Source organism: Bradyrhizobium sp. 137 (assembly GCF_023074095.1).
Lineage (GTDB): Bacteria > Pseudomonadota > Alphaproteobacteria > Rhizobiales > Xanthobacteraceae > Bradyrhizobium.
The window spans coordinates 74,900-101,134 of sequence record NZ_JADPKU010000042.1 but is presented as its reverse complement, the minus strand read 5'-3'; the positions used below and the strand labels follow the sequence as shown (position 1 = coordinate 101,134).

The window sequence follows — 26,235 nt, the reverse complement described above, 5'->3', positions numbered from 1 at the left end:
GGCTGTTGGTATTTTGTCCGCATATTCAATCAAATTCAGCTAGATCTTGGGCCACTTGACTGATTCGGGGCGACGAAACGCCGTGACCTCCCTCCCTCGTGCCGCATGGCGATCCACCGGTCTGGTCGTGTGCCTGATGGCAGGGCTGTCGGTCGGCTGTGCTGCCTTGGCCAAGTCCAATGACAAGTCCAACGAGACGACTGCGGACGAGGCTAAGAATTCCGCGAAGCCAGCCGCCAAGGACTCGTCCAAGGGAACCGGCAAGGCAACTTCGAAGGATACGGCCAAGGGGGCCAGCAAGGGTGCCGCCAGCGCCCCGGCGAAAGATACCGCGAAGAAATCTGCCAAGGACGCTGGGACGAACGCCGGCAAGGAACCCGCGAAGGACAGGCCAAAACCCGCGGCAGCGCCCAATCCCACGGCAGCGTCCAAGCCCGCGGCAGCATCCAAGCCCGCGACAGCTCCCCCCGCGCCAGCATCAAAACCGGCCGCCAACGGCGCGCCGCCCAAAACCGCACCCGCCCCGGCTTCAACGGCCACCGTCAGACCGGCCGCCCCGGCCGCGGCCAAACCCGTCGCAGCTCCCGTGCTGGCTCCTGCGACCCGCCAGCATGCAGCGCCGCGCAAGCCGGTCATACCGGCTGCGGTCGCCGCAACGTCGTCGACCTCGCAGGCCGACAAGGACACGCTGGAGACCGTCATCGAGCTCGTGCGCAAGCGCAAGGCGGGCGATGCCACCAATTATGCAGCTTCGATCTTGGATCCCGTCGCGCGAAAGCTCGCGGAATGGATCATCCTGCGCAGCGAGGACAATGGCGCGACCGTGGAGCGCTACCGCGCCTTCCTGTCCGCCAATCCGAGCTGGCCGTCGCAGACTTTCCTCCGCCGGCGCCTGGAGGCCGCGATGTGGGACGACAGGCGCGACGATTCAGTTGCGTGGTCGTGGTTCGAGAATGAGTCGCCGATCTCCGCCAAGGGCCGCTTCACGCTCGCCAAGGCGATGCTGGCGCGCGGCGACCGCGCCAACGCCGAGCGGCTGGTGCGCGACGCCTGGCGCAGCGATCCGATGTCGGAGGACACCGAGAACAACGCGCTCGACCAGTTCGGCGCCCTGCTGACGCCAGGCGATCAGAAGGCGCGGATGGACACTTTGCTCTACGGCAGCGAGAACGAGGCCGCGCTGCGCGCCGCCAAGCGCCTTGGCGCCGGCTATGTCGCGCTCGCCAAGGCTCGCATCGCCGCCGTCAAGAAGGCGCCGAACGCGCGCGCGCTGCTCGACGCCGTGCCGCGTGAGCTGCACAACGATCCCGGCTTCGTCTTCAGCAAGATCCAGCTCCTGCGCCGCGAGGAGAAGTTTGCCGAAGCGGCGCAGCTCATGCTGTCGGCGCCGAAGGATCCGAACCGGCTCTACAATCTCGACGAATGGTGGATCGAGCGGCGCCTCCTGGCGCGCAAGATGATCGACACCGAGGAATTCCGCAGCGCCTATCTGATCGCGCGCGATGCCGCCCTGCCCTCGCGCGACATCTACAAGACCGAGCAGGAATTTACAGCGGGCTGGATCGCACTCCGCTTCCTCAACGATCCCGCGACCGCCGCCCAGCATTTCGCCCGCATCGGGGTCGGCAGCGTCAATCCGACGACGCTAGCGCGCGCCGGCTATTGGCAGGGCCGCGCCGCGGAAGCGATGGGCCGCCAGCAGGAGGCGCGCAACGCCTATGCCCGCGCAGCCGAGCAGTCGACCAGCTATTACGGCCAGCTCGCGCGCGCAAAACTCGGACTGCCCCAGATCGAGCTCCACAGTCAGCCGCGGGGCCGCGGCGCCGAGCGGCTCGAGATCGTGCGCGCCGCGCAACTGCTCTACGAGCTTGACGAGCGTGAGATAGCAGTGCCGTTGCTCGCCGACATGGGCGAGAACGGCGATCCCGAAGCGCTTGCCGGCCTTGGCGAGCTCACCCAGCGCTACGGCGACGCGCGCGGCATGCTGCTGCTCGGCAAGGCCGCACTCAATCGCGGCCTGCCGTTCGACTTCTACGCCTATCCCGTCAACGGCATTCCGCAGTTCACGCCGATCGGGCCCGAGGTCGAGCGCAGCATCGTCTATGCGATCGCGCGACAGGAGAGCGCGTTCAATCCGTCGGTGGTCTCGCCGGCGCAGGCCTACGGGCTGATGCAGGTGACGCCGGACGCCGCGCGCTACGTTTGCAAACGCCACGGCGCGACTTACGACCTGTCCCGGCTGAAGAACGATTCGGTCTACAACGCCACGCTCGGCTCGGCCGAACTCGGTGGGCTGCTCGAGGATTATCGCGGCTCCTACATCATGACCTTTGCCGCCTACAATGCCGGTCGCGGCAGCGTGAAGAAATGGGTCGAGCGCTACGGCGATCCACGCGATCCGAAAGTTGACGCGGTCGATTGGGTGGAGCTGATTCCGTTCTCCGAGACGCGCAATTACGTGCAGCGGATCATGGAAAACCTTCAGGTCTACCGCGCCCGCTTCGGCGGCGGCACCCGGTTGCAGATCGAGGCCGACCTGCGCCGCGGCACCGGCAGCGTGGAATAGCCGCGCCATCTTTCGGGTGAAAGCATGCCCGCCGTATCTGGTCGCCGTGCGCGGGTCGATGCCCGAATCTTGTTCCAGATCAGCTGGATGGCGGCGTCCTGAGCTTGGCTCCCTTGGCCTTAACTCCGGTTAGCCGCCTTCCCTCTCGCAACATACTGTCCTGGTTACAGTTTCTGCGATAGCGCCATGCGGTCACGGCGACACCCGCCGTAGAGGCGGCAGTATTCTAGGGGCGGGCGCGGGGGATATTGAAGATCAGTACAGCTCGGCTGGCGGAGACGGAGGGATTCGAACCCTCGATAGGCCTTTACAAGCCTATAACGGTTTAGCAAACCGCCGCCTTCAGCCACTCGGCCACGTCTCCAATATGCCGGGTATGCCCGACACGGCGGCGAGCCGCAAGCGGCAGAATTGAAGTCGGCGGGTTCTTTTCACCTGAAAGCTGCCAGGCGGGCGGCTGCTCAGGCACGCGAAAGGATCCGCAGCGCGCGACCACCGATGCGTGCCGCCTTATGTATGTCTCCGCCTCGGGCGACCGGACCGCCGGATCGCCAATGCGAGGACGAGATCGGCACCGCCTCGCCGGCCAGACGTTGAACCAGACGCCGGATTGCGCCGGCATGGAAAGTCCGAGACCTTGATCTTGGACACACCGGCCTCGTGCAGCCGGCAGGGTTCCAGGTCATCAGGCGATCTGAATCGCAGCCCTGCCCCATGCTCAACCGGACGTACCCGTAAGGGCGGTTCCGGATGCGATTTTCCGCTCAGTGAGCGGAAACCCACGCCCTCGCCTCACGCTGCGCGGCCGAGATCTCGGCCTCCGACATCTGCCCGGCGACTTCCTGGCGCAGCGCGACGGCGTCCTTGCGGCCCTTCAGCGCGGCGAGGTTGAACCATTTATGCGCGGCGACGAGGTCGACGAGGCCGGAGCGGCCGCTCGCCCAGTACATCCCGCGTTCGAACAGCACGTCCGAGAGCGCGCTCGCGCCGATCGGCGTCGCCGTCTCCAGATCGAAAGTACCCTGAAACATGTCGCATCCCCTTTTTCTTATGCCGCCCCGTTTCCCCGAGCGCGGCTCCCGTCCAACTCTGATTTCGCATGATCCTTCCCGGAAAACCGGAAGACCACTTTTGCGCTGTTCAACTCATCCCCAAGGCTTTTGCCCATGCCGTTTGCCGGCTTGTGGAGCGATGATGGCGGGCAAATTTGAATGGCAGTTTAAGTATCGCGATGAAGCAGACGTAAACGCGAGCGCGCGGTGCTTGCGCACGGAATTCAAAAAGCGCCTGATTTGCAAGCACTTCTGCGCTTCGTCAGATTCGGTTTACCCTGCGATTTTGGGAGAACGATAACCATCGCGCAGGGTCGGACGCGCATTGTGGGGGTCCCGCGTGCCGCTTGCTGTCCTCGCCCGCGCAGGCGCGTGACCCGGTGTTCCGCCGATAGCAGTCATCAGTCGAGACGCCGCAGGTACTGGATCGCCCGGTCCAAGCCGGGCGATGACACCGCACACGTAGAACGGCGCTCGGGCTAGAGCAGACAGGCGACGTGGGCGCACGCCCCAGCCTTGCCCAAGGCAGGGCGAGCAAGCGCGCGGCCGCGTCGCAATCAGATCAGCAATGTCTGGGGAAAGGAATGCCGGCAATGCCCCGGCCTCAAGAGAACGAGGGCGTCGGCGAACACGTCAGGACCAGATTTCACGTTGGCGCGAAGGCCGCTTGTGAAATTGCGGAGCCCTTGAGGAGAACCGCACCGAACGAAGAAAACTCGTTTCTTCTGCCGGGCCGCAAGAGACGACCCGACCGTTGACCTGATGTCTCGCCGACACCCTCTATCGTCGACCAGAACCCTTAGGAGGCGCTGATGACGTGCCGGCTATCTAGAGCCGGCAACTTCAGAAGCGAAGTTACTTCTTCTTCTTCGCGACCTTGCGGGTCTTCTTCGCAGTCTTCTTCACTGCGCTCTTCGCCTTCTTCGCCTTCTTCGCTTTCTTGGCCATGTTACCCTCCGATGTGTGAGATGGCTTTAATCGCTGCGTGCACTCGGGGATCGAATGCACTCATCCCGAATACACCAACACGAAGAAAAAAACAGCGTCTCGCTTAAAGAAGTGTTGACGACGCAACGCGCGTGCGCTTGGCGAGCGCGGCGCAAGCGCACTGCATTACATGTGCTTGCGATCGCAGAGAGTGGGCGCATCGTCGGCGTCTGCAACAGATGCGATTGCAGAAAAACACTATGCAGAAAGTATTTTTCTGCACACATGCATCGCGCATGATCGATGTGATGACGTGCCTCTTCGATCCCACGATTGCCGCGCGAAGGCGTTTCGCGGACTCTGAGTCGCGAGTTTTGGCAACGAAAAAATTTTCATGCTTAACGGCACGAAGGCCCGCCTGATCGTGTGCAAACCGCCGTTTTGCGCGAATCGCGTGCCTGCGATTCGGTCGCCGCATCGCTGTCGATGCGATGAAGTTCTGCCGCCGAGGATGCGCGCGAGCGCCGCACCGAGAGCCGACAACGAGGTGACGAAGCGTACTCGTCACCTCGTTCGAATGCGCGAGGCTAGACGCCGAGCTTGGACTTGAGCAGGTCGTTGACGCTCTGCGGGTTGGCCTTGCCGCCCGACGCCTTCATCACCTGGCCGACGAACCAGCCGAGCGACTGCGGCTTGTCCTTGACCTGCGCGGCCTTGTCGGGATTGGCCGCGATGATGTCGTCAACCACCTTTTCGATCGCCGAGAGGTCGGTGACCTGCTTCATGCCGCGGCTTTCCACCAGCGCGCGGGGGTCGCCGCCCTCCTGCCAGACGATCTCGAACAGATCCTTGGCGATCTTGCCTGAGATCGTGCCCTCGCCGATCAGGTCGATGATCGCGGCGAGTTGCTCGGCGTTGACGGGAGAGCCCGTAATATCCCGGCCTTCCTTGTTGAGACGGCCGAACAGCTCATTGATCACCCAGTTCGCCGCCATCTTGGCGTCGCGCGCGCGGTTGGCGAGCTTGTCGAGCACCGTCTCGTAGAACACCGCGCTCTCGCGCTCGGCGACCAGCACGCTCGCGTCATAGGCCGACAGGCCGAAGTCGGCGACGAAGCGCATCTTCTTCTTGTCCGGCAGCTCGGGCAGCTTCGCCTTCAGATCGTCGACGAACTCCTGGCTGAACTCCAGCGGCAGCAGGTCGGGATCGGGGAAGTAGCGGTAGTCATGCGCCTCTTCCTTGGACCGCATCGAGCGTGTCTCGCCCTTATTGGGGTCATAGAGCCGCGTCTCCTGCTCGATCGCGCCGCCGTCTTCCAAGATCTCGATCTGACGCCGCGCCTCGTACTCGATCGCCTGACCGATGAAGTTGATCGAGTTCATGTTCTTGATCTCGCAGCGGGTGCCGAGCGGACCGCCGGGCCGGCGTACCGAGACGTTGACATCGGCACGCAAGCTTCCCTTCTCCATGTCGCCGTCGCAGGTGCCGAGATAGCGCAGGATCGAGCGCAGCTTGGTCACATAGGCCTTGGCCTGCTCGGCATCGCGGATGTCGGGCTTGGAGACGATCTCCATCAGCGCCACGCCGCAGCGGTTGAGATCGACAAAGGACATGCTTGGCGACTGGTCATGCAGCAATTTGCCTGCATCCTGCTCCAGATGCAGCCGCTCGATGCCGATGGTGACGCTGCGGCCGCCGTCGAGCTCGATCAGCACCTCGCCCTCACCCACCACCGGCGATTTGTATTGGCTGATCTGGTAGCCTTGCGGCGAGTCCGGATAGAAATAGTTCTTGCGGTCAAACACCGAACGCAGATTGATCTTTGCGTTGAGGCCAAGCCCGGTCCGGACAGCCTGCCTGACGCATTCTTCGTTGATGACGGGCAGCATGCCCGGCATCGCGGCGTCGACCAGCGACACGTGGCTGTTCGGCTCCCCGCCGAATGTGGTCGAGGCGCCCGAGAACAGTTTTGAGTTCGAGATCACCTGGGCATGGATCTCCATGCCGATGACCATCTCCCAATCGCCGGTGGCGCCCTTGAGAAGCTTGTGCGTGGCCGTGCTCATGTCTTGCTCCCAAGCAGCGTGGCAGCGATCCGCTCCCACTCTGCTTCCAATGAATCCTTTGCCGCGGGCTGACCGGCCTGGCGGTACCAGTAGCCAGCATTGCCGAGATCACCTTCGACGCGGTGCAGATACGCATGCACCCACGCCGCCTCGCGGCTGCTCTCGTCCTGGACTATTCTGTGTGCGCGCTCCCAGTCGCCCTTGGCCGCCCACCAGAGGCCGGCGAGCGACGCGTTCAATTCCGGCGCAGGCGCCGCGCCGTCAAGGCTCGCGATGAACGCGGCGACATTCACCACCACCTCGCGGGCCTGAAGCGGCCGGCAGCCTGCTCGATCACCTCGCCGAGCGAGAACAGCGTCTCTTCGTCGAAGGGACGGCCGATCAGTTGCAAGCCGAGCGGCAGGCCCTGCGCGTCCTTGCCGGCGGGCACGGCGATGCCGGGCAGGCCCGCCATGTTCACGGTCACCGTGAAGATGTCGTTGAGGTACATCTCGACCGGATCGGCGCCGCCCTTCTCGCCGATGCCAAAGGCAGCCGACGGCGTCGCCGGCGTCAGGATGGCATCCACGCCTTTGGTGAAGCAGTCCTCGAAGTCCTTCTTGATCAGCGTACGTACTTTTTGCGCCCGCAGGTAATAGGCGTCGTAATAGCCGGCCGAGAGCACATAGGTGCCGATCATGACGCGGCGCTTCACCTCTGCGCCAAAGCCCTCGGCCCGGGTGTTTTCGTACAGCTCGATGATGTTCCTGCCCTGCTCGCGCAGGCCGTAGCGCACACCGTCATAGCGCGCGAGGTTGGAGGACGCCTCTGCCGGCGCCACGATGTAATAGGCCGGCAGCGCATATTTGGTGTGCGGCAGCGACACCTCGACAAGCTCGGCGCCGGCGCTCCTGAGCCAGTCCGCGCCCGCGCTCCAGAGTTTCTCGATCTCGGCCGGCATGCCGTCGAGACGATACTCCCTGGGGATGCCGATCTTCATGCCCTTCACGGACTTGCCGATCGCAGCCTCGTAGTCCGGCACGGGGATGTCGACCGAGGTCGTATCCTTCGGATCGTGCCCGGCCATCGAGCGCAGCAGCATCGCGGCATCGCGCACACTGCGCGCGATCGGGCCGGCCTGGTCGAGCGAGGAGGCAAAGGCGACGATGCCCCAGCGCGAGCAGCGGCCATAGGTCGGCTTGATGCCGACGGTCGCGGTGAACGCGGCCGGCTGGCGGATCGAGCCGCCGGTGTCGGTCGCGGTCGCGCCCATGCAGAGCAGCGCCGCTACGGCCGAGGCCGAACCGCCGGACGAGCCGCCCGGCACCAGCGTTGCGTTCGAACCGTCGCGCCGCCAGGGATTGCCGACCGGGCCGAAGCACGAGGTCTCGTTCGACGAACCCATCGCGAACTCGTCATTGTTGAGCTTGCCGAGCAACACCGCGCCGTCGCGCCAGAGCTGCGACGTCACGGTCGATTCGTAGGTCGGCACGAAATTGTCGAGGATCTTCGAGCACGCTGTGGTGCGCACGCCCTTGGTCGCGAACAGATCCTTGATCCCGAGCGGGATGCCGGCGAGCGGACCGGCGTCGCCCCTGGCGATTCTGGCGTCCGCCTCGCGCGCCATGCTGCGCGCCTGGTCCGGCGTCTCCATGACGAAGGCATTGAGCACGCGCGCAGCTTCGATCGCGGAAAGATGCGCATCGGTCAGCTCGAGCGACGTGAAAGTCTTGTCGGCGAGACCCTTGCGGGCCGCGGCGAGCGTCAGCGATGTCAAATCGGTCATTTATTGATCGGGCTACAGAAGAACGGAGACAGGGTCTTGTCGTTGGCCGGGTCGTCTTTTTTGGCGGCTGCTTTTGCGGCGGCCTCGATCTCGTCGAGCACGGCATTGACGGCGACGTCGGGATCGGCAGCCTTGCCCTGCCGCTCCATCTTGTCGAGATAGGTCATGTAGGCCTGATAGGCCTTCTCATCGTCGCAAAGCAGACACATCGGACCACGTCCTAAAAGTTACTCGACGACCTTCGGCACCTGGAAAAAGTGACCTTCGGTCGCGGGCGCGTTGGCAACGATATCATCGGCGATCCCGCCGTCCGTGACGACGTCCTGCCGTTTCTTCATCTGCATCGGCGTGACCGAGGTCATCGGCTCCACGCCCTCGACATTGACCTCCGAGAGCTGCTCGACGAAGGCGAGCATGGCGTTGAGTTCGCCCTGCAAATGCGGAACCTCGTCCTCGGAAACCGCAATGCGCGCCAGATGCGCGATGCGGCGGACGGTCGTGGCGTCGACGGACATTATATAAGGCCTCTCACGGCAAAACCTATGTGCCGTATAGCAGAGGCCGGTTTTGCGCCGCAACCGGCGCTTCCCACCTATCCAGCGAGCGCTTTCATGCGAGCTAGCGCCGATTTGGCGAGATCGCGGGTCAATTCGGCCGCGGGGACGTCCCGGCCGAGGGCCACGGCCTGCCCAGCCCAGAGATTGGTGAAATCCACCCTCCCCTGCTTTTCGGCAGCCGCTTTCAGGGGCCCGAGCGCGGTCGCAGCATGGGGAAAGGGAGGTGCATCCGGCGAGATCGGGCCAGCCTCGCGCATCAGCCGGTTCTGGACACCGCGCGCCGGACGACCGGTCATGACATTGGTGATGACAGTGGATTCGTCGCCCGCCTCGGCGAGGGCCTTGCGGCCTCCCGCCGTGACCTTGGATTCAGGACAGCGCAGATAGGCGCTGCCGATCTGCACACCGGATGCACCGAGCGCAAAGGCCGCGGCAATGCCGCGCCCATCCGCAATACCGCCGCAGGCGATCACCGGCACCTTCACGGCATCGACGACCTGCGGCACCAGCGCAAAGGTGCCGGGCTGCTCCGCGATCTTGTCGGTCAGGAACATGCCGCGATGACCGCCCGCCTCCGCGCCTTGCGCGATGATGGCGTCGACGCCGCGCTGCTCGAGCCAGACCGCTTCCTTCACCGTGGTGGCCGATGAGATCACGAGGCAGCCGGCTGCCTTCACACGCTTGAGCAGAGTTTGCTCCGGCAAGCCGAAGTGAAAGCTGACGACTTCCGGCTTCAGCTCCTCGACGACCTCACAGAAGGCCGCGTCGAACGGCGCACGGTTCGCCGCAGCGATCGGCGCCGCCGGATCAAGACCGTGCTCGGTGTAATAGCCCGCGAGCCGCTGCTTCCAGCGTGCCTCGGCCTCGGTCGTGAGTTCGACCGGCGTGTGGCAGAAAAAGTTCAGATTGACCGGCGCCTTCACGCTCTGGCGGATGAGACCAACCTGCTCGCGCGCCTTCTCCGGCGAGATCATCGCGCAAGGCAGCGACCCCAGCGCCCCGCCCCGCGCGGCCGCAATCACCAGCTCTGTATCCATCACGCCCGCCATCGGCGCTAGCACGATCGGGAATTCGATCTTGAAGAGATCGATCAGTCGACGGTCAGGCCACATGGTGTGTCTCTTTCTCGTTTTTGCTTACCCTCCCCTGGAGGGGGAGGGTGAAGAATTCTGCGCCGCGACTATCGAATTCCGCCGGCCCTCCAGCAACTGCTCCGCCTCAAGCGCAATCCGCTCGACGATCTCCGCGGCGGACGGAATGTCATGGATCAGTCCGACCGCCTCGCCGGCAAAAACCGCCGCGATCTCGAAATTGCCCGCGGCCTTCGCCGCAGCATACTCCACGGCGACCTCGCTTGCGCGCTGCATCAACTCGATCTCGCGGCCGGTCCAGCGCTTGATGTGATCATTGACCAGCGAGCGCGCGGTGAACGGCGCCGGCCAGAACAGATTTCGCGACCAGTCGAAGACGACGCCGCGCACGGTATTATTGCTGTCGGCGTCACGAATGCGCCGCTTCGCTTCCTCCGCGCCATTGGCCTCCACGCTCGCATAAAAGCGCGTGCCGATCAGCACGCCGGATGCGCCCAGCATCAACATTGCAGCGAGACCACGGCCATCCGCGATACCGCCGGCCGCAACGACCGGCACGCGCCCTGCCGCGAGATCGACGATCGCAGGCACGATGTCGATCGTAGTGCGCGATGCGCCATGGCCGCCAGCCTCGGTACCCTGTGCGATCAGGATGTCCGCGCCAGCATCGAGCGCCTGCTTCGCCATGTCCTCACTCTGCACCTGGCAGATCAATCGCGCGCCGCCCGCCTTGATGCGCGGCGCGAACGGCGCGGGATCGCCAAACGACAGCATGATGGCCTGCGGCTGGGCGTCCAACGCAATGTCGAGGAGCTCCGGCTGTTTTGCCAGGCTCCAGGTGATGAAGCCGACACCGAACGGCGCAAGACCCTTCAGCTCCTTGGTTTCGGCCTCCAGCCGGGCCCGGTCGCCGTAGCCACCACCCAAGATTCCGAAGCCGCCGGCACCGCTGACGGCACGGATCAACCGGCTGCCTGCAATGGTGTCCATGGGAGCCGACAGAATGGGATGCTTGATCCCCAGAAGCTCGGTCAGTGGCGTGGCGATCGGCATGCGTCCTCCCACTCTGGACAGGAACACTAGCCGCGAATAGCATTCTCTAAAATTGAATTCTAGAGAACGCTGCCATCTCAAATGCGGAACGATGCCATGGAACTCAGTGATCTCCAGACCTTTGCCGTGGTCGCCCGTACCGGCGGCATCACGCGCGCCGCCGAAGAGCTCAATACCGTGCAGTCCAACGTCACGCAGCGCGTCAAGGCGCTGGAAGCCGAGATCGGCACGCCGCTGTTCGAACGTCACAGCCGCGGCATGACGCTGACCGGTGCCGGCAAACGCCTCCTGCCCTATGCGCAAAAAATGGCGGCGCTCTCGCGTGAAGCCGTGCTCGCCGCGCAAGATGACGGTGAGCCGAAGGGACCGCTCGCGATTGGATCGATGGAGACCACCGCGGCCGTGCGGCTGCCGCCCGTGCTGGCGGATTTCCACCGCCGTTTTCCTGCCGTGCGCCTTTCTCTGCGCACCGCGCCGACCGCAGACCTCGTCGCCGCCGTGCTCGACGGCTCGCTCGACGGCGCCTTCGTCGCGGGTCCCATCGCGCATGCCGAGCTCATTGCGACGAGCGCCTTCCGCGAAGAGCTGGTGCTGGTCAGCGCGCGGCGCTGGGCTTCGTTGGCCGAGCTGCGCGCCGGCACGCCGGAGCCCGGCCCGACGGCGCTGGTGTTCCGCACCGGCTGCACCTACCGCCAACGGCTCGAGCAGGTGTTCGTCGAGTTCGGCTGGCCGTCGGCGGCGCGCTTCGAGCTCGGCACGCTGGATGGCATGATCGGCTGCGTCGCTGCCGACATGGGCGTGACGCTGCTGCCGCGCATTGTGGTCGAACGCAGCGCGATGAACGGAAGCGTGTCGATCCACGCGCTGGGCGCCTCGCACGCCCGCGCCGAAACGCTTTTCATCCAGCGCTGCGCCGGACACCAAACCAGCGCGCTCTCCGGTTTTGCCGCGTGCCTGACGAAGGATGACGACGTCATCGCGGCCTGACGCGGCGCAATTCGTTCCACCGCGCGAAATTCGCTGTCACAACTCTGTCGCACCTGAATTCGTCGTGCCCTGCGGATGCCGTGCTCGGCCGTCGCAGCGCAATACGTCGAAAAGTTTGAAGCGTCCGACTGTTCTGCGTTACGATGCGTCACTGGCCGGCGCGAAACCATAACGAAGCCAAAACATCGGGAGGACTATCAATGCGCAATACCCTCGTGTTGTGCTGTGTCGCTGCGTTGTCGGCGATAACAGGAACTGCAAGTGCACAGGACTGGACCAAATCAAAATGGGGTCCGAACGACGAGATCGGCGCCGCCAACTACATGACACCCGAACTCGTGGTGAAAGCCGCCTCACTGGTGAAGACCGGCAAGACCTATGCCCTCGGCATTCCCGTCACGCCGCAGACACCAGCCTATCCGCCGCGCGCGTTCAAGCTGACCATTGTGCAGCCCGGACAAGCCGGCAGCCCGGGTCTCGGTCCTAACAAGGCGACCTATAACGACGACATCCTCGACACCTGGGTCGGCATCGGCAGCCAGCTCGACGGGCTCGGCCATCTCGGCATCGAGCACGTCTTACAACGGCAACAAGCTCGCCGATTTCGCCGATCCTAACGGGTTGAAGAAGCTCGGCATCGAGAAGGTGCCGCCGATGGTCACCCGTGGCGTCCTGCTCGACATGGCCGCTTATTTCAAGACCGACGTGGTGAAGGAAGGCACCGCCTTCAACGTCAAGGAGATCGAGGAGGCCGCCAAGCAGCAGAACGTCGAAATCCGTCAGGGCGACGTCGTCATCTTCCACACCGGCTGGCTCAGCCTGATCGGCAAGGACGATAAACGCTATTCGGCCGCCGAGCCCGGCCTCGGTGTCGAGGGTGCGAAGTACCTGACCGGCAAGGGCGTCGTCGCGGTTGGCGCCGACACCTGGGGTCTCGAGGTGCTGCCGTTCGAATCCAAGAACGTGTTTGAGGTACACCAGATCCTGCTCGCGATGAACGGGACCTACATCCTGGAGAACATGGACACGGCTGCGCTTGCCCGGGACAAGGGCTACGAATTCCTGTTCGTACTTGGCCAGCCGCGCTGGACCGGCGGCGTACAGGCGATGATCAATCCGATCGCGATCCGCTGACGCCTGTAACGGGCCTAGAGCATGATCCGGAAAAGTTGCGGCGGTTTTCCGAAGAGATCATGCTCAACAAAAACCCAAAGCGCGATGGCAATTCATCCTAATCTCCTCGCGTTTTGGCCGAAGCCGGGTGAGGGTCCTTCAGCGTCTCTGTAGAGCGCACCGCTACCCTCACCCGAACGCCGCGTCGGTTTCGCGGCCCGGCCGATTTAGAAAGGCTCTCTTCGGGTGGGTCCGAAGACGAGCCTCCGTCGCTGGCCCTTCCGGTGCCACCGCCGCAGCGCCACGAGAGTCCAGATCGCCTCGACGAGCCCGAACGGCCAAGCGCCCTGCAAGAAGCCATAGGCCGAGCCGAGTGCGCAGCACGCCGCGAACAGCGGCACGAACCAATGGCTGCGGTCTTCCAATGCATAGCAGACCAGCATCGCCGTCACGGCAAGCCGAATAGTGTCACTGCATCCATGTCCAGGGTTCACTCCGCAGCGCGACGCGTGATATGCGCTAAGCCATGCCGGCTCTTATCCTGCCTCTCGTCGATGCTGCAACACACTGGCCCGCGCGCGGCGCGCTGGTCGGGCTTGACTTAGGCACGAAAACCATCGGCGTTGCCGTGTCCGATCCCGACCGGCGGTTGGCTACCGGCGTCGAGACGATCCAGCGCAAGGCGTTCAAGCAGGATGCCGCCCGGCTGCTCGCCATCGCGGCTGAACGCAGGGCAGCCGGTTTCGTGCTCGGCCTGCCCATCAACATGGACGGCAGCGAGGGCCCGCGCGCGCAATCCACCCGTGCCTTCGCCCGCAATCTTGCCGGCCTGACCGCGCTCCCCATCGGCCTCTGGGACGAGCGCCTCTCGACGGCGGCAGTCGAGCGCGAGCTGATCGGCATGGACGTCAGCCGCGCCAAGCGCGCCGAGGTGATCGACGAGCACGCGGCGATCTTCATCCTGCAAGGCGCGCTCGACCGCCTTGCCAATCTTCGCGCTGGCCCGGGGACGGACTGATTCATGGCCGTCGTGATCGCGGCGCTGCTGCCGGTCTTCATCCTCATCGTGCTCGGTGTCGTGCTGAAGCGCAGCCTGATGCGGCTCGATGCGCAGTGGCAAGGGTTGGAGCGGCTGACCTACTTCGTGCTGTTTCCGATGCTGCTGATCCAGACGCTGGTGAAGGCGGACCTCTCCAAGGTACCGGTCGCCGGGGTCGGCGGCGCGCTGCTGCTGTCAGCGCTCGCGATGTCACTCTTGTGCCTTGCACTGCGCCCCGCCCTTACCCGGCTCGGCATCGACGGCCCCGCCTTCACCTCGATTTTTCAGGGCGCAACGCGCTGGCAGACCTTCGTCGGACTGTCGGTCGCAGCCAATATGTTCGGCGACGTCGGGCTGGCGCTCGCCTCCGTAGCGATGGTCGCGATCATTCCCCTGGTCAACGTGTTGAGCGTCGTGGTGCTCGCCCATTACGCCGCCCCCGAAAAGCAGTCCGCACGCGCCATCGTCATGACGGTGGTTCGTAATCCCCTGATCTGGGCCTGCGTGATCGGCCTTGCCGTCAATCTGACGCACCTGCCGCTGCCGAAACTCTGGCACGAGGTGGCGGATGCGCTGAGCCGCTCCTCGCTGGCGATCGGCCTGCTGGTCACCGGTGCCGGCCTGCATCTCGAAGGTCTCTTGCGCCCGAGCCTCGGCGCGGCCACCGGCGTCGTTTTCAAGCTCGCGCTGATGCCCGCGCTCGCGCTGGGGCTCGGCGCCTGGTTCGGGCTCTCCGGCGACAGCCTCGCGATCGTCGCGATCTGCGCGGCGGTGCCGACCTCGCCCAGCGCCTATGTCTTGGCCCGCCAGATGGGCGGCGACGCGCCGCTGCTGGCGCAGATCATCACGCTGCAAACGATTTTTGCGGCCATCACGATGCCGGTCGCGATCGCGCTGGCCGCCTAACTTGCCAACCACATCGTCAGCACCACTGCGGTCAGATTGTTGAGCGCATGCAACACGACCGTGAGCCAGAGCGAATTGGCACGGTAGCGCATGTAGCCAAACCACAGGCCGATGGTGAAAACCTCGGCGAGAAAATACATGTCGTATTGCAGGTGCACGATTGTCCACACCAGCGACGACAGGATGATCGCGCCGGGCACGCGCAAGAAGCTCGCAGACCAGCCGCGATAGAGGAAGCCCCGCGCCAACACTTCTTCCGACATGGGCGCCGCCACACTGAAGGCAAACAGCAGCACCATTGCGGCGCCCTTGTCGCGACCTGATTTCAACAAATCTGTCATGAAGCCCGGCGTCGCCTCGCGGCCGAGCGCGCGCGACATTGTCTCCCAGGCCAACACGATCAGGACCAGGCCGACCGCGCCGAACAGCAGCTGCTTCCAGGACGGCCAATGCAGCGCGAGATAATCCACGAAGGACGCCTTCTTGATGCGAATGGCAAGCCAGACCACGGCCAGCGTCGACGGCAGGCCCATGGCCACTGACAGCGCAAGCGCCTGGGGCTCATGGCCGACGACTTGCAGCGAGGCGAGATCCATGGGCAGACCACGCTGCGCTACCAGCAGAACGATCGCGCCGATCTGCCCGACGAACATCGCGAGGAAGATGAGGAGACCCCACAGTGCGGTGCTCCAGAACATCCAGACCCGCGGCGTCGCAGGCGTCATGGTGAGCGGCGGATGGTCGGGATTGAGGGAATCCATCAAAAGGCTTTCGTTTGGGAGACTCACGGCAGCGCTCGCTCCAGCAGCGCGCACACGTCGGCGCTCTCCAACTCCACGGCGCCGTACATGCTGGCGTGATTGGCAGCAAGGCGCGTTGCGGCGAACAATTCGGCATTGCGCGGTGACACGCCACCCAGCGCCGCAGCCGCGGCGAGCAATGCCAGCTTCTCGACTGGCAGCCGCGCGACGCGCTCGCCGTCGGCACGGCGAAAGGTCTTGCCGATGAACGCGGCGGCCTCACCCGCTCCGGGCAGTCCTTTTGTTTCGGCCGCAAGCGATTGCAGCACGGCCATCGCCGCCTCCGGCTCGCGCGAGAGCGCGCGGAGCACGTCGAGGCACATGACGTTGCCCGAGCCTTCCCAGATCGCGTTGACCGGAGACTCGCGATAATGACGCGCCAAAATGCCGTCCTCGACATACCCGTTGCCGCCGAGGCACTCCATCGCCTCGTAGAGGAACGGCGGCGCGCTCTTGCAGGTCCAATATTTGATCGCGGGCGTCAGCAGCCGCATATAGGCGGCCTCCGCCGCAGCGTGCGGCGTGCGGTCGAAGGCGCGGCAGAGCCGCATCACCAGGGCGGTGCTCGCCTCGACATGCAGCGCCATGTCTGACAGCACGGCCTGCATCAAGGGCTGATCGGCGAGATGCTTCTGGAACACGCTGCGGTGACGGGCGTGATGCAGCGCATGCGCGAGCCCCGAACGCATCAGGCCGACAGAGGCGATCGCGCAATCCTGGCGCGTCAGCTGCACCATCTGGATGATGGTGCGGATGCCCTTGCCCTCCTCGCCGACCCTTTCTGCATAGGCACCGACGAACTCGACCTCGGAGGAGGCGTTGGAGCGGTTGCCGAGCTTGTCCTTCAGCCGCTGGAACTGGATCGCGTTCACCGAGCCGTCCGGCGCAAAGCGCGGCATGAAGAAGCAGGTTAGGCCCGCGTCTGCCTGCGCCAGTACCAGGAACGCATCGCACATCGGCGCTGACATGAACCATTTGTGGCCGGTGATGCGATAGGCATCCCCGTCGCGTACGGCGCGCGTCATGTTGGCGCGCACGTCGGTGCCGCCCTGCTTCTCGGTCATGCCCATGCCGAGCGTCATGCCGCGCTTTTGCCACCACGGTACGAAGCTGGGATCATAACTCCTCGTTGACAGCACCGGCATCACGCGCGCGAGCAGATCGGGCTGCATCGCCAGCGCGGCCACAGAGGCTCGTGTCATCGTGATCGGGCAGAGATGACCGGTCTCGACCTGGGCGGCGATATAGAATTTTGCGGCGCGGATGACCTCCGCCGCATCGCCAGCGGGCTTTCCATCCGCCGTCCACGTCGAATTGTGCACGCCCGCATGCGCGCTGTGCGCCATCAGCTCGTGATAGGCCGGATGAAACTCGACCTGGTCGCGGCGATTGCCCTTGGCATCGAAGCTGCGCAGCTTCGGCGTGTTCTCGTTCGCGACGCGTCCGCGATCGGCCATCGCGGCCGAGCCCCAGTGCCTGCCGAACTCCGACAGCTCCCGTTCCGCCGCCGCGCCGCCATTGGCCCTCACCGCATCGACCAGCGGACGGTCGGCCGCGAACAGGTCGACGTCCTCGAACGGCGGCGACTGGTTGAAGACCTCGTGGGTCGCAAAGCTCGGCCGGGTCATATGCGCCTCCTCGAACCGGACCTTAGTTCCGCCGCGGCTTGATCGGGAAATCATAGGCCGCCCCACCCGCCCCCGGCAGCGAAAAATGCCACCACTCCTTCGAATAGTTCACAAAGCCTTGCCTGGCCATCGCAGCCACCAGCCGCTTGCGCCAGGCGCGCTGCTCCGCATTGATCGACGGTGCCGCAGTATGCCCCTTCGCGTCGGTACAGTCGTAACCAGTGCCCATGTCGACGCTGCCCTCCGGCGCCCGCGCCTCGGCTGGCGCCGTGCAATCGGCATAGGCCTTTGATGGGTCGTATTTGGCGGAATTGTCGGCCTTGAGATCGACCAAAGTGAGATCGAGTGCCGCCCCGGTCGAATGCTGCGAGCGGCTCGCGATGTAGCCGAGCCGAAATAGCTCGGTCTTGGGAATCTTCGGATTGTAGCGCCGCCCGGCGGCGCGCTCGGGGCCGTTCTGCGACCACTTCACCATGTCGAGCGAGGCCCGTGCCGGCCGGTAGCAGTCGAACATCTTGAGCGAGAGATTTTGCGCGGCCAGTTCCTCCTGAACCGCCTTCAGCCGCAACCCGACCTCGCGCTTCACCACGCATTCGCCGGCGCCATACCCGGCGAGCGGCCGGCCGACGAAATTGTTCGAGGTGGCATAGCGGATGTCCTGGATGATGCGGGGGTCGACGTCGCGCAGGTACACGAAGCCGCCGGGCAGCGATTGGGCGCGGGCGGATGAGCTCATGATGATCGATATAAGTGCACCAAGAAGTGGTTTCACGATGCCGTCCCATCCTTCGTCATTCCGGGGCGGCTCGAAGAGCCGAACCCGGAATCTCGAGATTCCGGATCTGGCGCTTACGCGCCATCCCGGAATGACTGAGCGGGTGACAGATCAGGGGATAACTCACTTCCCCATCTTTGCCCCTTGCTCCCCCCGCCGTCGCCCCCTATAGCTCTGCTTTTAATGACATCGAAATCGACCTTCGTCCTCGGCCACCGGCATTTGCTGGGCATTGAGGGCCTTTCCGCGGCCGACATTACCGGCCTCCTCGACCTGTCCGAAGAATATGTCGAGCTCAACCGCCGGGTTGACAAGAAGCGCACCGTCCTACGTGGACGGACGCAGGTGAACCTCTTCTTCGAGGCTTCCACCCGAACCCAGTCCTCGTTCGAGCTAGCCGGCAAGCGCTTAGGCGCCGACGTCATGAACATGTCGGTGTCCTCGTCCTCGATCCGCAAGGGCGAAACCCTGATCGACACCGCGGTGACTTTGAACGCGATGCACCCGGACATCCTGGTGGTGCGCCATCACGCCTCGGGCGCGGTGGAACTGCTCGCGCGCAAGGTCGACGGTTCCGTGATCAATGCCGGCGACGGCGCGCATGAGCACCCGACCCAAGCGCTGCTCGACGCGCTCACCATCCGGCGCAACAAGGGGCGGATCGAAGGCCTCGTGGTCGCGATCTGCGGCGACGTGCTGCATTCGCGCGTCGCCCGCTCCAACATCATCCTGCTCAACACCATGGGCGCCCGCGTCCGCGTCGTCGGCCCTTCCACGCTGCTGCCGCCCGGCATCGAGCGGATGGGAGTCGAGGTCGCGCGCGACATGCGCGAGGGCCTGGAAGGCGCCGACATCGTCATGATGCTGCGGCTCCAGCGCGAGCGCATGAACGGCTCGTTCGTGCCCTCGTCATCGGAATATTTCCACTACTTCGGGCTCGACCAGAAGAAGCTCGCCTACGCCAAGCCGGATGCATTGGTGATGCATCCCGGTCCCATGAACCGCGGCGTGGAGATCGACTCGATCGTGGCCGACGGCGCCCAGTCCCTGATCCGCGAACAGGTGGAGATGGGCGTCGCCGTGCGCATGGCCGTGCTGGAAGCGCTCGCCCGCAACCTGCCGAACGCGTGATGCCGATGCTGACCGACCGCCGCCCCATCCTGCTCGCCAACGCCCGCGTCGTCGACCCCTCTAGGGATTTCGACGGCATCGGGGACGTCCTCATTGCCGACGGCACCATCCGCGAGACCCGCCGCGGCATTGGCGCAGCCGGCGTGCCTGAAGGCACCGACATCATCAACTGCTCCGGCAAGATCGTCGCGCCAGGCCTGATCGACTTGCGCGCCTTCGTCGGCGAGCCCGGTCTCAGCCACCGCGAGACCTTTGCCTCGGCGAGCCAGGCCGCCGCGACCGGCGGCATCACCACCATCATCTGCCAGCCCGCCACCTCGCCGGTCATCGACAATTCGGCGACGGTGGACTTCGTGATGCGCAGAGCCCGCGACACCGCGATCGTCAATATCCAGCCGATGGCGGCGCTGACCAAGGGCATGCTCGGCGAGGAGATGACCGAGTTCGGCCTCTTGAAGGCCGCCGGCGCGGTCGCCTTCAGCGACGGCGACCGAAGCGTGACCAACGCCCAGGTGATGCGACGCGCGCTGACCTACGCCCGCGACTTCGACGCGCTGATCGTGCATCACACCGAGGATCCCAACCTCGTGGGCGAAGGCGTGATGAACGAGGGCGAGTTCGCGACCCGGCTCGGCCTGATGGGCATCCCGAATGCCGCCGAAGCCGTCATGCTGGAGCGCGACTTACGACTCGTTGCACTCACCGGCGGCCGCTACCACGCGGCGTCGCTGACCTGCATTGACTCCCTGGAGATCCTCGAGCGCGCCCGCGACGCCGGGCTCGCCGTCAGCGCCTCGGTCTCGATCAATCATCTGGCGCTGAACGAGAACGACATCGGGCCCTACCGTTCGTTCCTGAAACTGTCGCCGCCCCTCCGGACCGAGGACGACCGCCGCGCGGTCGTGGCGGCGCTCGCCTCCGGGCTTCTCGACGTCATCATGTCCGACCACAATCCGCAGGACGTCGAGGTCAAGCGCTTGCCGTTCGCGGAAGCCGCCCCCGGCGCCGTCGGGCTCGAGACCATGCTGCCGGCGGGCCTCCGCCTCGTGCATAATGGCGAGATGGAACTGAAGACGCTGATCCGCGCAATGTCGACGCGGCCGGCCGAGCTGCTCGGGCTACCAGGCGGAACGTTGCGCGTCGGCAGCCCGGCGGACGTCATTGTGATCGACCCCGATACGCCGTGGGTGGTCGATCCGGCCGACCTGAAATCGCCCTGTAAGAATACCCCGTTTGATGAGGCCCGCTTTACAGGCCGCGTCGTGCGCACCATTGTCGGCGGTCGGACGGTCTACGAGTATGTCGGACATGGGTGATCGTTCGGCACGGAGACCCAGTCTTTGGAGATGCCGCCATGGGGCTTGAAGCATTCCTGCCGGTGGCCTTCGTCATCGGCTATCTCCTCGGCTCAATCCCGTTCGGGCTGATTCTCACCAAGCTCGCGGGCACGCAGGATATCCGCTCGATCGGCTCAGGCAGCATCGGCGCCACCAATGTGCTGCGCACGGGACGCAAGAGCCTTGCCGCGGGCACCCTGCTGTTCGACGCGCTCAAGGGCACCGTGGCCGTGGTGATCGCCGGCTACCTCGCAGGTCCCAATGCCGCCATGGTGGCCGGGCTCGGCGCGTTCCTCGGCCATCTCTTCCCGGTCTGGCTCAAGTTCAAAGGCGGCAAGGGCGTGGCCGTCTACATCGGCATCCTGCTCGGCCTGTTCTGGCCTGGCGCCGTCGTGTTCTGCCTGCTCTGGCTGGCGACCGCCTTCACCACCCGCTATTCCTCGCTGTCGGCGCTGGTGGCGGCGTTCATCACGCCGATGTTCCTGTGGTGGTTCGGGCACCTGGCATTGTCTGCTTTGTCAGCAGTGCTGACGCTGCTGCTGTTCTACGCGCACCGCGAGAACATCAAGCGCTTGCAAGCGGGCAAGGAAAGCCGGATCGGCGAGAAGGCCTAGAGCCGAAGTGGATGCCGGTTCGCGTCAAGAAAACGCGTCAGAACAAGAATCCAAAGCCGGGCATCTACGGATACCGAAACGGCCCTTCTGCATTATATGCCAAAATCCTGTTCGCAACTTGCGGCCGAATCACGGTTGTATTGGCAAGCGGGTCCCGAGCCTGTCATCCTGACAGCCTGTCATCCCGACAGTGGAAATGATGGCGGTTGCTCAGAATGAGCGAGAAGATTGTCGGCGCGCATGACGGGGTTGGTTCGCGGGGTGCTTCCGGCACCGCAGCGAGCCGACTGCTTTCGATGACCAATATCTGGTCCGATGCGCCCTCGCCGCCTGTCGACACGCCTGCGCCCATTTCATCGCAGGCGCCGCAGCCTGAGCCCCTCGCGAAAGCCGACGCTCCACTCGATATCGTGGTGAGGAAGACTCTACCGGTCGTCACCGCGCGTGCACATTCCGCCCAATGGCCGCCGCGAAAACTCTCGCTGGCGCTGCAGGGCGGCGGCACTTTTGCGGCCTTCACCTGGGGCGTGCTCGAGCGGCTGCTGGAAGAGCCTGACATCGCGATCGATACCATCAGCGGCGCCAGCGCCGGCGCCATTAACGCGCTGCTGCTCGGCTCCGGCTTTGCCGAAGGTGGCCGCGAAGGCGCCCGCGCCCGGCTGAATCGGTTCTGGCTCCGGCTGATGCACGAAGCTTCGTTCCGCGCACTGATGCTGGTCGGCGGCTTCTCGCCGGCGGGAAGCTCGGTCGCGTTCGGGCCGACGCTGCGCTCCGGTCACTTTGATCCGTTCGATCTCGATCCGCTGCGGCAGGCGCTGTCGCGCGACATCGATTTCGCCGCTCTGCGCCATCCGAACTGCCCGAAGCTTCTGATCGCAGCGACGCGGATCCGCGACGGCCAGCAGCAGATCTTCCGCAACGAGGCAATCACCACCGACGTCGCGCTGGCCTCGACCTGCCCGCCGCTCGTCCACTGCGCCGTCGAGATCGACGGCGAAGCCTATTGGGACGGCGGCCTTGGCGGCAACCCGCCGCTGCTGCGCCTGGCGCAGGACGCGACGACCGCCGATGTGCTGCTCGTCCAGGTCACGCCGGCGCGCGACAGCTACGTACCGATCACACTCGCCGCGATCGACCGCCGGCTCGACCAGATCGCGGCCAACGCCGCCCTCAATGCCGAGATCGCCGCGATCGAATGGGCGCAGTCGCAAGCCGCGCCGTCGCTGCGGCTCACCAGGATCGCGGCAGAAGATTCCGTTGACGGGCTGGCGCAGCGCTCATCCACCGATCTCGGCCGCGGCTTCATTCGCCTGCTGCACCGGAGCGGCCGCGAGGCCGCCGAGCGCTGGCTGAAGCAAGGTGCAGATAACAGCGCAGCGCCGGCTGCATCCGGCCATCGCATTGCTGCCCCCGAACCTGCGCTAGCCTGATTTCGCCAGCGCCTCCTCCAGGAACCAGGCCGCCGCAAGTGCGCGCGGATCGTTGCCGAAACGCGCGATCACCTGCACGCCGATCGGCAGGCCGCCGACCTTCAGCACCGGCACATTGACGCAAGGATTGCCCATCAGGGTCCAGAGCCTGTTGTAACGGGGATCGCCCGTGGTCGCGAGCTCCTTGGCGGGCGCGGTGCCCGGCGCGGAATAGGTCAGGAGCACGTCGACGCCTTCGAACAGCTCGCCGAGTTCACGGCGGCCGCGGCGGCTGATCCGCCGCGCTTCGTCATAGTCCTTCGGCGTCAGGCCAACCGTCGCATCGAGACTGGCACGCAGCATCGGCGCGATCTCGTCGTGGCGTTCGGAAAACTCCCAGGCCAGCGCGCGATGCGCCTCGAAATCCTGAATGATCGGATGGATGCGCCAGGCCTCCTGCACCGCTTCGGGCAGATCGATGGTCTGGACGCTGGCGCCGGCGCGCGTCGCCGTCTTGATCGCGGCTTGCAGCCCCTCTTCGGCCGCCGGCTCCACTGCGCCGGCGAATTCCTGCCTGACCACGCCGATGCGCGGCGACGTCGCGGCGGCAATGCCGGAGAATTCGCCGCGCCCCGTCATCGCCAACAGCCCGCGCGCGAGATCTTCCACGCGCGCGCCGAACAGGCCGACGGTATCCAGTGCCCACGAGTAGCACTTCACACCGACCGTCGGCAGCATGCGGAACGACGGCTTGATCGCAGCGGTCCCGCAATAGGCGGCGGGACGGATCACCGAGCCACCGGTCTGGGTGCCCAGCGCCAGCGGGATCATGCCGGCGCCGACGGCTGCCGCCGAACCGGAGGATGAGCCGCCCGGCGAATGGCCGAGATTATGCGGATTGCGCGTCGGGGTGGGATCGCGCGAGGCGAACGCCGTGGTCGTGGTTTTGCCGATGATGGTGGCCCCGGCCCGCTTCAGCATCATCACGACGGGCGCATCCGAGCGCGGCTGCCACCCGCGATAGATCTCCGAGCCCATCTCGGTCGGGAAATCGGCGGTATCGATGATGTCCTTGATCCCGACCGCGATGCCGCGCAGCGGACCGGCGCTTTGCGCCTTCGCAGCCTTGTCGTGGCGAACGAAGGCGCGGACGTCCTTCTCCTTGGCCTCGATCGCCGAATGCGATTGCGCGATCGCGGAATCGGGCGACAGCTCCCCCGCTTCGATGCGGCGCTGGAGGTCGGCGAGTGAGATCATGGCAAAATCCTTCTTATTGGCATCGCTTTTAGCATCGGGGCGCGGTCGCGCAAGCGCACGTCACTGTTGCGCAACGCCCTCAGGTTGTTCCATGCTGTGCCTGCAAGGAGACGCCGTGGACGCCATCAATCCAAGCGTGGAGCTGACCGAATCTGAGCGGATCGACCGCCTGCGGCTGATCCGCTCCGACAATGTCGGGCCGCGCACCTTCCGTTCGCTGGTCGACCATTTCGGCACCGCGCGCGCCGCGCTGGAGCGGCTGCCGGATCTGGCGCGCCGCGGCGGCGCGGCACGGTCGGGGCGCATCTGTAGCGCCGACGAAGCCAAGGCCGAGCTCGCCGCAAGCCGCAAGTTCGGCATCGCCTGGCTCGCGCCCGGTGAAGACGGCTATCCGGCGCGGCTCGCAACGCTCGACGATGCACCGCCTTTGCTCGCCGTGCGCGGCGACACGAAAAGCTTGATGCGGCCGATGATCGCGATCGTCGGCTCGCGCAATGCTTCCGGCGCCGGGCTGAAGTTTGCCGGCCAGCTTGCGCGCGAGCTCGGCGAAGCCGGTTTTGTCGTCATCTCGGGTCTCGCCCGCGGCGTCGACCAGGCCGCGCATCGCACGAGCGTCGAAGGCGGCACGATCGCCGTGCTCGCCGGCGGGCATGATTGCATCTATCCGCCCGAACATGCCGATTTGCTCGCAGCGATCCTCGACCATGAGGGCGCGGCAATCTCCGAAATGCCGCTCGGCCACGAGCCGCGCGCCCGCGACTTTCCCCGCCGCAACCGACTGATCTCCGGTGCCTCGCTCGGCGTGGTCGTGGTGGAAGCGGCGCACCGCTCGGGCTCGCTGATCACCGCGCGCATGGCGGCCGAACAGGGCCGTGAGGTATTCGCCGTGCCCGGCTCGCCGCTCGATCCGCGCGCCGCCGGCACCAACGATCTGATCAAGCAGGGCGCAACCCTCGTCACCGAGGCCGCCGACATCATCAACGCGGTGCAGCCGATCATGGAGCGGCCGCTGATGCATCCCGCAGGCGAGCCCGACAGCGAGCCGTTCGATCGCGATCCGCAAGGCCACGACCGCGACCAGATCACCGCCCTGCTCGGGCCTGCCCCGATCTCGATCGACGATCTCGTGCGGATGTCCGGCGCCTCGCCCGCAATCGTGCGCACCGTGCTGTTGGAGCTCGAGCTCGCGGGCCGGCTCGAACGGCACGGCGGCGGATTGGTGTCGCTGCTCTAGGGCTCGCGGCCGCTGAACCGTCCGGCGCAACAGCCGAGTTGCGCCAGAGGGAATCGAGTTCGCTTGAGCAATCAGCCCCGATAGATCGGCGCGCCGCTCGGAGATGCGACCGCGCCGCCGTCCACGAAGATCTCCTGGCCCTGCACATGCGCGGAATCATCGGAAGCGAGGAACAGCACGGTCTTCGCAACGTGATCCGTTTCGCCCATGCGCCCCAGCGGCGTCGACAGCGCGATGCGCCTCTCGAATGCCTTCTCAGCCTCGGGCGTCGCCACCGCAGGTCCCCAGATCGGTGTGCGGATCGCGCCCGGCGCGACCACGTTGACGCGGATGCCGCGCGGCGACAGTTCCGAGGCCATGGTCCGCGCCATCGCGCGAACGCCGGCCTTCGCGGCACCGTAAGCCGAGTAGCCGGGAATGCCGAGCACGGAGATCACCGAGCCGTTGAGGATGATCGAGGCATTGTCGTTGAGGTAGGGCAGCGCGGATTGAACGGTGAAGAACACGCCGGTGAGGTTCGTGCGGATCACGGTCTCGAAGACCTCAAGCGTGGCTGAGCCGAGCGGCGTGCCGCCGGCGATGCCGGCATTGGCGAAGGCGATGTCGAACTTGCCGAACCTGTCCGCGCCCTTCTTGATCGCGGCCTCCGTCGCGGCGATGTCGGTGGCGTCGGCAACCAGCGCAAGCGCGTTCGGCCCGAGCTCTTTCGCAGCGGCCTCCAGCGTCCCCTTGTTGCGGCCGGTGATCACCACCTTGGCGCCCTCGGCCACGAACAGCTTTGCAGTCGCAAGGCCAATGCCGCTGTTGCCGCCGGTAATCAGGGCCGTCTTGTTCTTCAATCTCACGCTCGCCTCCAGTAGTTGCATTATGAAACTAAGTTGTCATCTAAGACAAATGGTTTTATGATGCAACCACACAAGCGCGTGAT

Annotated in this window: 22 protein-coding genes, 1 tRNA gene and 2 pseudogenes; 10 read left to right on the top strand and 15 right to left on the bottom strand. The window is 65.2% G+C overall.

Annotated features, from left to right (window positions below):
- The first annotated feature begins 136 nt into the window (after window positions 1-136).
- Complete coding sequence (locus IVA78_RS08265; protein ID WP_247277184.1) at window positions 137-2,566, top strand: lytic transglycosylase domain-containing protein; 2,430 nt, start codon at window positions 137-139, stop codon at window positions 2,564-2,566.
- A gap of 270 nt (window positions 2,567-2,836) precedes the next feature.
- Here IVA78_RS08265 and IVA78_RS08260 read toward each other — a convergent pair.
- The 9 genes from IVA78_RS08260 to IVA78_RS08220 form a co-directional block, all read right to left on the bottom strand.
- A tRNA-Ser gene (locus IVA78_RS08260) sits at window positions 2,837-2,930 on the bottom strand.
- 400 nt (window positions 2,931-3,330) lie between these two features.
- Window positions 3,331-3,597, bottom strand: coding sequence for a hypothetical protein (locus IVA78_RS08255; RefSeq protein WP_247277033.1), 267 nt, complete (start codon window positions 3,595-3,597; stop codon window positions 3,331-3,333).
- A gap of 1,535 nt (window positions 3,598-5,132) precedes the next feature.
- The gene (gene gatB / locus IVA78_RS08250) at window positions 5,133-6,611 is read right to left on the bottom strand and encodes an Asp-tRNA(Asn)/Glu-tRNA(Gln) amidotransferase subunit GatB (protein ID WP_247420665.1); all 1,479 of its coding nucleotides are present in this window, start codon (window positions 6,609-6,611) and stop codon (window positions 5,133-5,135) included.
- Window positions 6,608-6,910 (bottom strand): hypothetical protein, encoded by a 303-nt coding sequence (locus IVA78_RS08245; RefSeq protein WP_247277031.1) that lies wholly within the window; start codon window positions 6,908-6,910, stop codon window positions 6,608-6,610. The genes gatB and IVA78_RS08245 overlap by 4 nt, the downstream gene beginning before the upstream one ends.
- Window positions 6,901-8,376, bottom strand: coding sequence for an Asp-tRNA(Asn)/Glu-tRNA(Gln) amidotransferase subunit GatA (gatA, locus tag IVA78_RS08240; RefSeq protein ID WP_247420662.1), 1,476 nt, complete (start codon window positions 8,374-8,376; stop codon window positions 6,901-6,903). Before gatA ends, IVA78_RS08245 begins: the two co-directional genes overlap by 10 nt.
- Complete coding sequence (locus tag IVA78_RS08235; RefSeq protein ID WP_247277029.1) at window positions 8,373-8,585, bottom strand: hypothetical protein; 213 nt, start codon at window positions 8,583-8,585, stop codon at window positions 8,373-8,375. Before IVA78_RS08235 ends, gatA begins: the two co-directional genes overlap by 4 nt.
- A gap of 18 nt (window positions 8,586-8,603) precedes the next feature.
- Window positions 8,604-8,891: an Asp-tRNA(Asn)/Glu-tRNA(Gln) amidotransferase subunit GatC gene (gene gatC, locus IVA78_RS08230; RefSeq protein ID WP_247277028.1), complete on the bottom strand. Its 288-nt coding sequence runs from the start codon at window positions 8,889-8,891 to the stop codon at window positions 8,604-8,606.
- A 77-nt stretch (window positions 8,892-8,968) separates the two neighbouring features.
- Complete coding sequence (locus IVA78_RS08225; protein WP_247277027.1) at window positions 8,969-10,045, bottom strand: nitronate monooxygenase family protein; 1,077 nt, start codon at window positions 10,043-10,045, stop codon at window positions 8,969-8,971.
- A 24-nt stretch (window positions 10,046-10,069) separates the two neighbouring features.
- Window positions 10,070-11,077, bottom strand: coding sequence for a nitronate monooxygenase (locus IVA78_RS08220; RefSeq protein ID WP_247277026.1), 1,008 nt, complete (start codon window positions 11,075-11,077; stop codon window positions 10,070-10,072).
- A gap of 96 nt (window positions 11,078-11,173) precedes the next feature.
- Between IVA78_RS08220 and IVA78_RS08215 the strand changes: the two genes are divergently transcribed.
- Both IVA78_RS08215 and IVA78_RS34540 read left to right on the top strand, forming a co-directional pair.
- On the top strand, window positions 11,174-12,064 hold the full coding sequence (locus tag IVA78_RS08215; RefSeq protein ID WP_247277025.1) for a LysR family transcriptional regulator: 891 nt from the start codon (window positions 11,174-11,176) through the stop codon (window positions 12,062-12,064).
- Between the two features lie 200 nt (window positions 12,065-12,264).
- Window positions 12,265-13,198 (top strand): annotated as a pseudogene (locus IVA78_RS34540) (cyclase family protein).
- A 206-nt stretch (window positions 13,199-13,404) separates the two neighbouring features.
- Here the strand turns inward: IVA78_RS34540 and IVA78_RS08200 are convergent.
- A pseudogene (locus tag IVA78_RS08200) lies at window positions 13,405-13,658 on the bottom strand (hypothetical protein).
- A 45-nt stretch (window positions 13,659-13,703) separates the two neighbouring features.
- On the opposite strand from IVA78_RS08200, the gene ruvX reads away from it, so the two are divergent.
- Both ruvX and IVA78_RS08190 read left to right on the top strand, forming a co-directional pair.
- Window positions 13,704-14,195 carry a Holliday junction resolvase RuvX gene (gene ruvX / locus IVA78_RS08195; protein ID WP_247277022.1) on the top strand — a complete coding sequence of 164 codons (492 nt, stop codon included), beginning with the start codon at window positions 13,704-13,706 and terminating at the stop codon, window positions 14,193-14,195.
- A 3-nt stretch (window positions 14,196-14,198) separates the two neighbouring features.
- Entirely contained in the window at window positions 14,199-15,122 is a 924-nt protein-coding gene (locus IVA78_RS08190; RefSeq protein ID WP_247277021.1) for an AEC family transporter, read from the top strand.
- Here IVA78_RS08190 and IVA78_RS08185 read toward each other — a convergent pair.
- From IVA78_RS08185 to IVA78_RS08175, 3 genes are read right to left on the bottom strand one after another with little or no spacing between them, the layout of a single operon-like run.
- Complete coding sequence (locus IVA78_RS08185) at window positions 15,119-15,883, bottom strand: type II CAAX endopeptidase family protein (RefSeq protein ID WP_247277020.1); 765 nt, start codon at window positions 15,881-15,883, stop codon at window positions 15,119-15,121. The two genes, IVA78_RS08190 and IVA78_RS08185, sit on opposite strands and share 4 nt — an antisense overlap.
- Window positions 15,884-15,906: 23 nt before the next feature.
- Window positions 15,907-17,550, bottom strand: coding sequence for an acyl-CoA dehydrogenase family protein (locus tag IVA78_RS08180; RefSeq protein ID WP_247277019.1), 1,644 nt, complete (start codon window positions 17,548-17,550; stop codon window positions 15,907-15,909).
- 22 nt (window positions 17,551-17,572) lie between these two features.
- A complete protein-coding gene (locus IVA78_RS08175; RefSeq protein WP_247277183.1) occupies window positions 17,573-18,286 on the bottom strand; it encodes a M15 family metallopeptidase in 714 nt (237 codons plus the stop codon).
- A 222-nt stretch (window positions 18,287-18,508) separates the two neighbouring features.
- Between IVA78_RS08175 and IVA78_RS08170 the strand changes: the two genes are divergently transcribed.
- The 4 genes from IVA78_RS08170 (at window position 18,509) to IVA78_RS08155 (ending at window position 22,837) form a co-directional block, all read left to right on the top strand.
- Window positions 18,509-19,456 (top strand): aspartate carbamoyltransferase catalytic subunit, encoded by a 948-nt coding sequence (locus IVA78_RS08170; RefSeq protein ID WP_247464991.1) that lies wholly within the window; start codon window positions 18,509-18,511, stop codon window positions 19,454-19,456.
- Window positions 19,457-19,461: 5 nt separating this feature from the next.
- Window positions 19,462-20,772, top strand: coding sequence for a dihydroorotase (locus tag IVA78_RS08165; RefSeq protein ID WP_247277182.1), 1,311 nt, complete (start codon window positions 19,462-19,464; stop codon window positions 20,770-20,772).
- Window positions 20,773-20,810: 38 nt separating this feature from the next.
- Window positions 20,811-21,407, top strand: a complete 597-nt coding sequence (gene plsY, locus IVA78_RS08160) for a glycerol-3-phosphate 1-O-acyltransferase PlsY (RefSeq protein ID WP_247277018.1) — start codon at window positions 20,811-20,813, stop codon at window positions 21,405-21,407.
- Between the two features lie 215 nt (window positions 21,408-21,622).
- Window positions 21,623-22,837, top strand: coding sequence for a patatin-like phospholipase family protein (locus tag IVA78_RS08155; protein WP_247277017.1), 1,215 nt, complete (start codon window positions 21,623-21,625; stop codon window positions 22,835-22,837).
- On the opposite strand, the gene IVA78_RS08150 is transcribed toward IVA78_RS08155, so the two are convergent.
- Complete coding sequence (locus tag IVA78_RS08150) at window positions 22,829-24,073, bottom strand: amidase (RefSeq protein ID WP_247277016.1); 1,245 nt, start codon at window positions 24,071-24,073, stop codon at window positions 22,829-22,831. The two genes, IVA78_RS08155 and IVA78_RS08150, sit on opposite strands and share 9 nt — an antisense overlap.
- A gap of 91 nt (window positions 24,074-24,164) precedes the next feature.
- Between IVA78_RS08150 and dprA the strand changes: the two genes are divergently transcribed.
- Window positions 24,165-25,307 carry a DNA-processing protein DprA gene (dprA, locus tag IVA78_RS08145; protein WP_247277015.1) on the top strand — a complete coding sequence of 381 codons (1,143 nt, stop codon included), beginning with the start codon at window positions 24,165-24,167 and terminating at the stop codon, window positions 25,305-25,307.
- A 71-nt stretch (window positions 25,308-25,378) separates the two neighbouring features.
- On the opposite strand, the gene IVA78_RS08140 is transcribed toward dprA, so the two are convergent.
- Complete coding sequence (locus IVA78_RS08140; RefSeq protein ID WP_247277014.1) at window positions 25,379-26,152, bottom strand: SDR family oxidoreductase; 774 nt, start codon at window positions 26,150-26,152, stop codon at window positions 25,379-25,381.
- Window positions 26,153-26,235 lie beyond the last annotated feature (83 nt).

What these genes read in the sequence shown, in the direction of transcription:
- IVA78_RS08265 (WP_247277184.1), top strand. Translation starts at nt 137, where the DNA reads ATGGCAGGGCTGTCGGTCGGCTGTGCTGCCTTGGCCAAGTCCAATGAC.
- IVA78_RS08255 (WP_247277033.1), bottom strand. Translation starts at nt 3,597, where the DNA reads ATGTTTCAGGGTACTTTCGATCTGGAGACGGCGACGCCGATCGGCGCG.
- gatB (WP_247420665.1), bottom strand. Translation starts at nt 6,611, where the DNA reads ATGAGCACGGCCACGCACAAGCTTCTCAAGGGCGCCACCGGCGATTGG.
- gatA (WP_247420662.1), bottom strand. Translation starts at nt 8,376, where the DNA reads ATGACCGATTTGACATCGCTGACGCTCGCCGCGGCCCGCAAGGGTCTC.
- IVA78_RS08235 (WP_247277029.1), bottom strand. Translation starts at nt 8,585, where the DNA reads ATGTGTCTGCTTTGCGACGATGAGAAGGCCTATCAGGCCTACATGACC.
- gatC (WP_247277028.1), bottom strand. Translation starts at nt 8,891, where the DNA reads ATGTCCGTCGACGCCACGACCGTCCGCCGCATCGCGCATCTGGCGCGC.
- IVA78_RS08225 (WP_247277027.1), bottom strand. Translation starts at nt 10,045, where the DNA reads ATGTGGCCTGACCGTCGACTGATCGATCTCTTCAAGATCGAATTCCCG.
- IVA78_RS08220 (WP_247277026.1), bottom strand. Translation starts at nt 11,077, where the DNA reads ATGCCGATCGCCACGCCACTGACCGAGCTTCTGGGGATCAAGCATCCC.
- IVA78_RS08215 (WP_247277025.1), top strand. Translation starts at nt 11,174, where the DNA reads ATGGAACTCAGTGATCTCCAGACCTTTGCCGTGGTCGCCCGTACCGGC.
- ruvX (WP_247277022.1), top strand. Translation starts at nt 13,704, where the DNA reads ATGCCGGCTCTTATCCTGCCTCTCGTCGATGCTGCAACACACTGGCCC.
- IVA78_RS08190 (WP_247277021.1), top strand. Translation starts at nt 14,199, where the DNA reads ATGGCCGTCGTGATCGCGGCGCTGCTGCCGGTCTTCATCCTCATCGTG.
- IVA78_RS08185 (WP_247277020.1), bottom strand. Translation starts at nt 15,883, where the DNA reads ATGGATTCCCTCAATCCCGACCATCCGCCGCTCACCATGACGCCTGCG.
- IVA78_RS08180 (WP_247277019.1), bottom strand. Translation starts at nt 17,550, where the DNA reads ATGACCCGGCCGAGCTTTGCGACCCACGAGGTCTTCAACCAGTCGCCG.
- IVA78_RS08175 (WP_247277183.1), bottom strand. Translation starts at nt 18,286, where the DNA reads ATGAGCTCATCCGCCCGCGCCCAATCGCTGCCCGGCGGCTTCGTGTAC.
- IVA78_RS08170 (WP_247464991.1), top strand. Translation starts at nt 18,509, where the DNA reads ATGACATCGAAATCGACCTTCGTCCTCGGCCACCGGCATTTGCTGGGC.
- IVA78_RS08165 (WP_247277182.1), top strand. Translation starts at nt 19,462, where the DNA reads ATGCTGACCGACCGCCGCCCCATCCTGCTCGCCAACGCCCGCGTCGTC.
- plsY (WP_247277018.1), top strand. Translation starts at nt 20,811, where the DNA reads ATGGGGCTTGAAGCATTCCTGCCGGTGGCCTTCGTCATCGGCTATCTC.
- IVA78_RS08155 (WP_247277017.1), top strand. Translation starts at nt 21,623, where the DNA reads ATGAGCGAGAAGATTGTCGGCGCGCATGACGGGGTTGGTTCGCGGGGT.
- IVA78_RS08150 (WP_247277016.1), bottom strand. Translation starts at nt 24,073, where the DNA reads ATGATCTCACTCGCCGACCTCCAGCGCCGCATCGAAGCGGGGGAGCTG.
- dprA (WP_247277015.1), top strand. Translation starts at nt 24,165, where the DNA reads ATGCTGTGCCTGCAAGGAGACGCCGTGGACGCCATCAATCCAAGCGTG.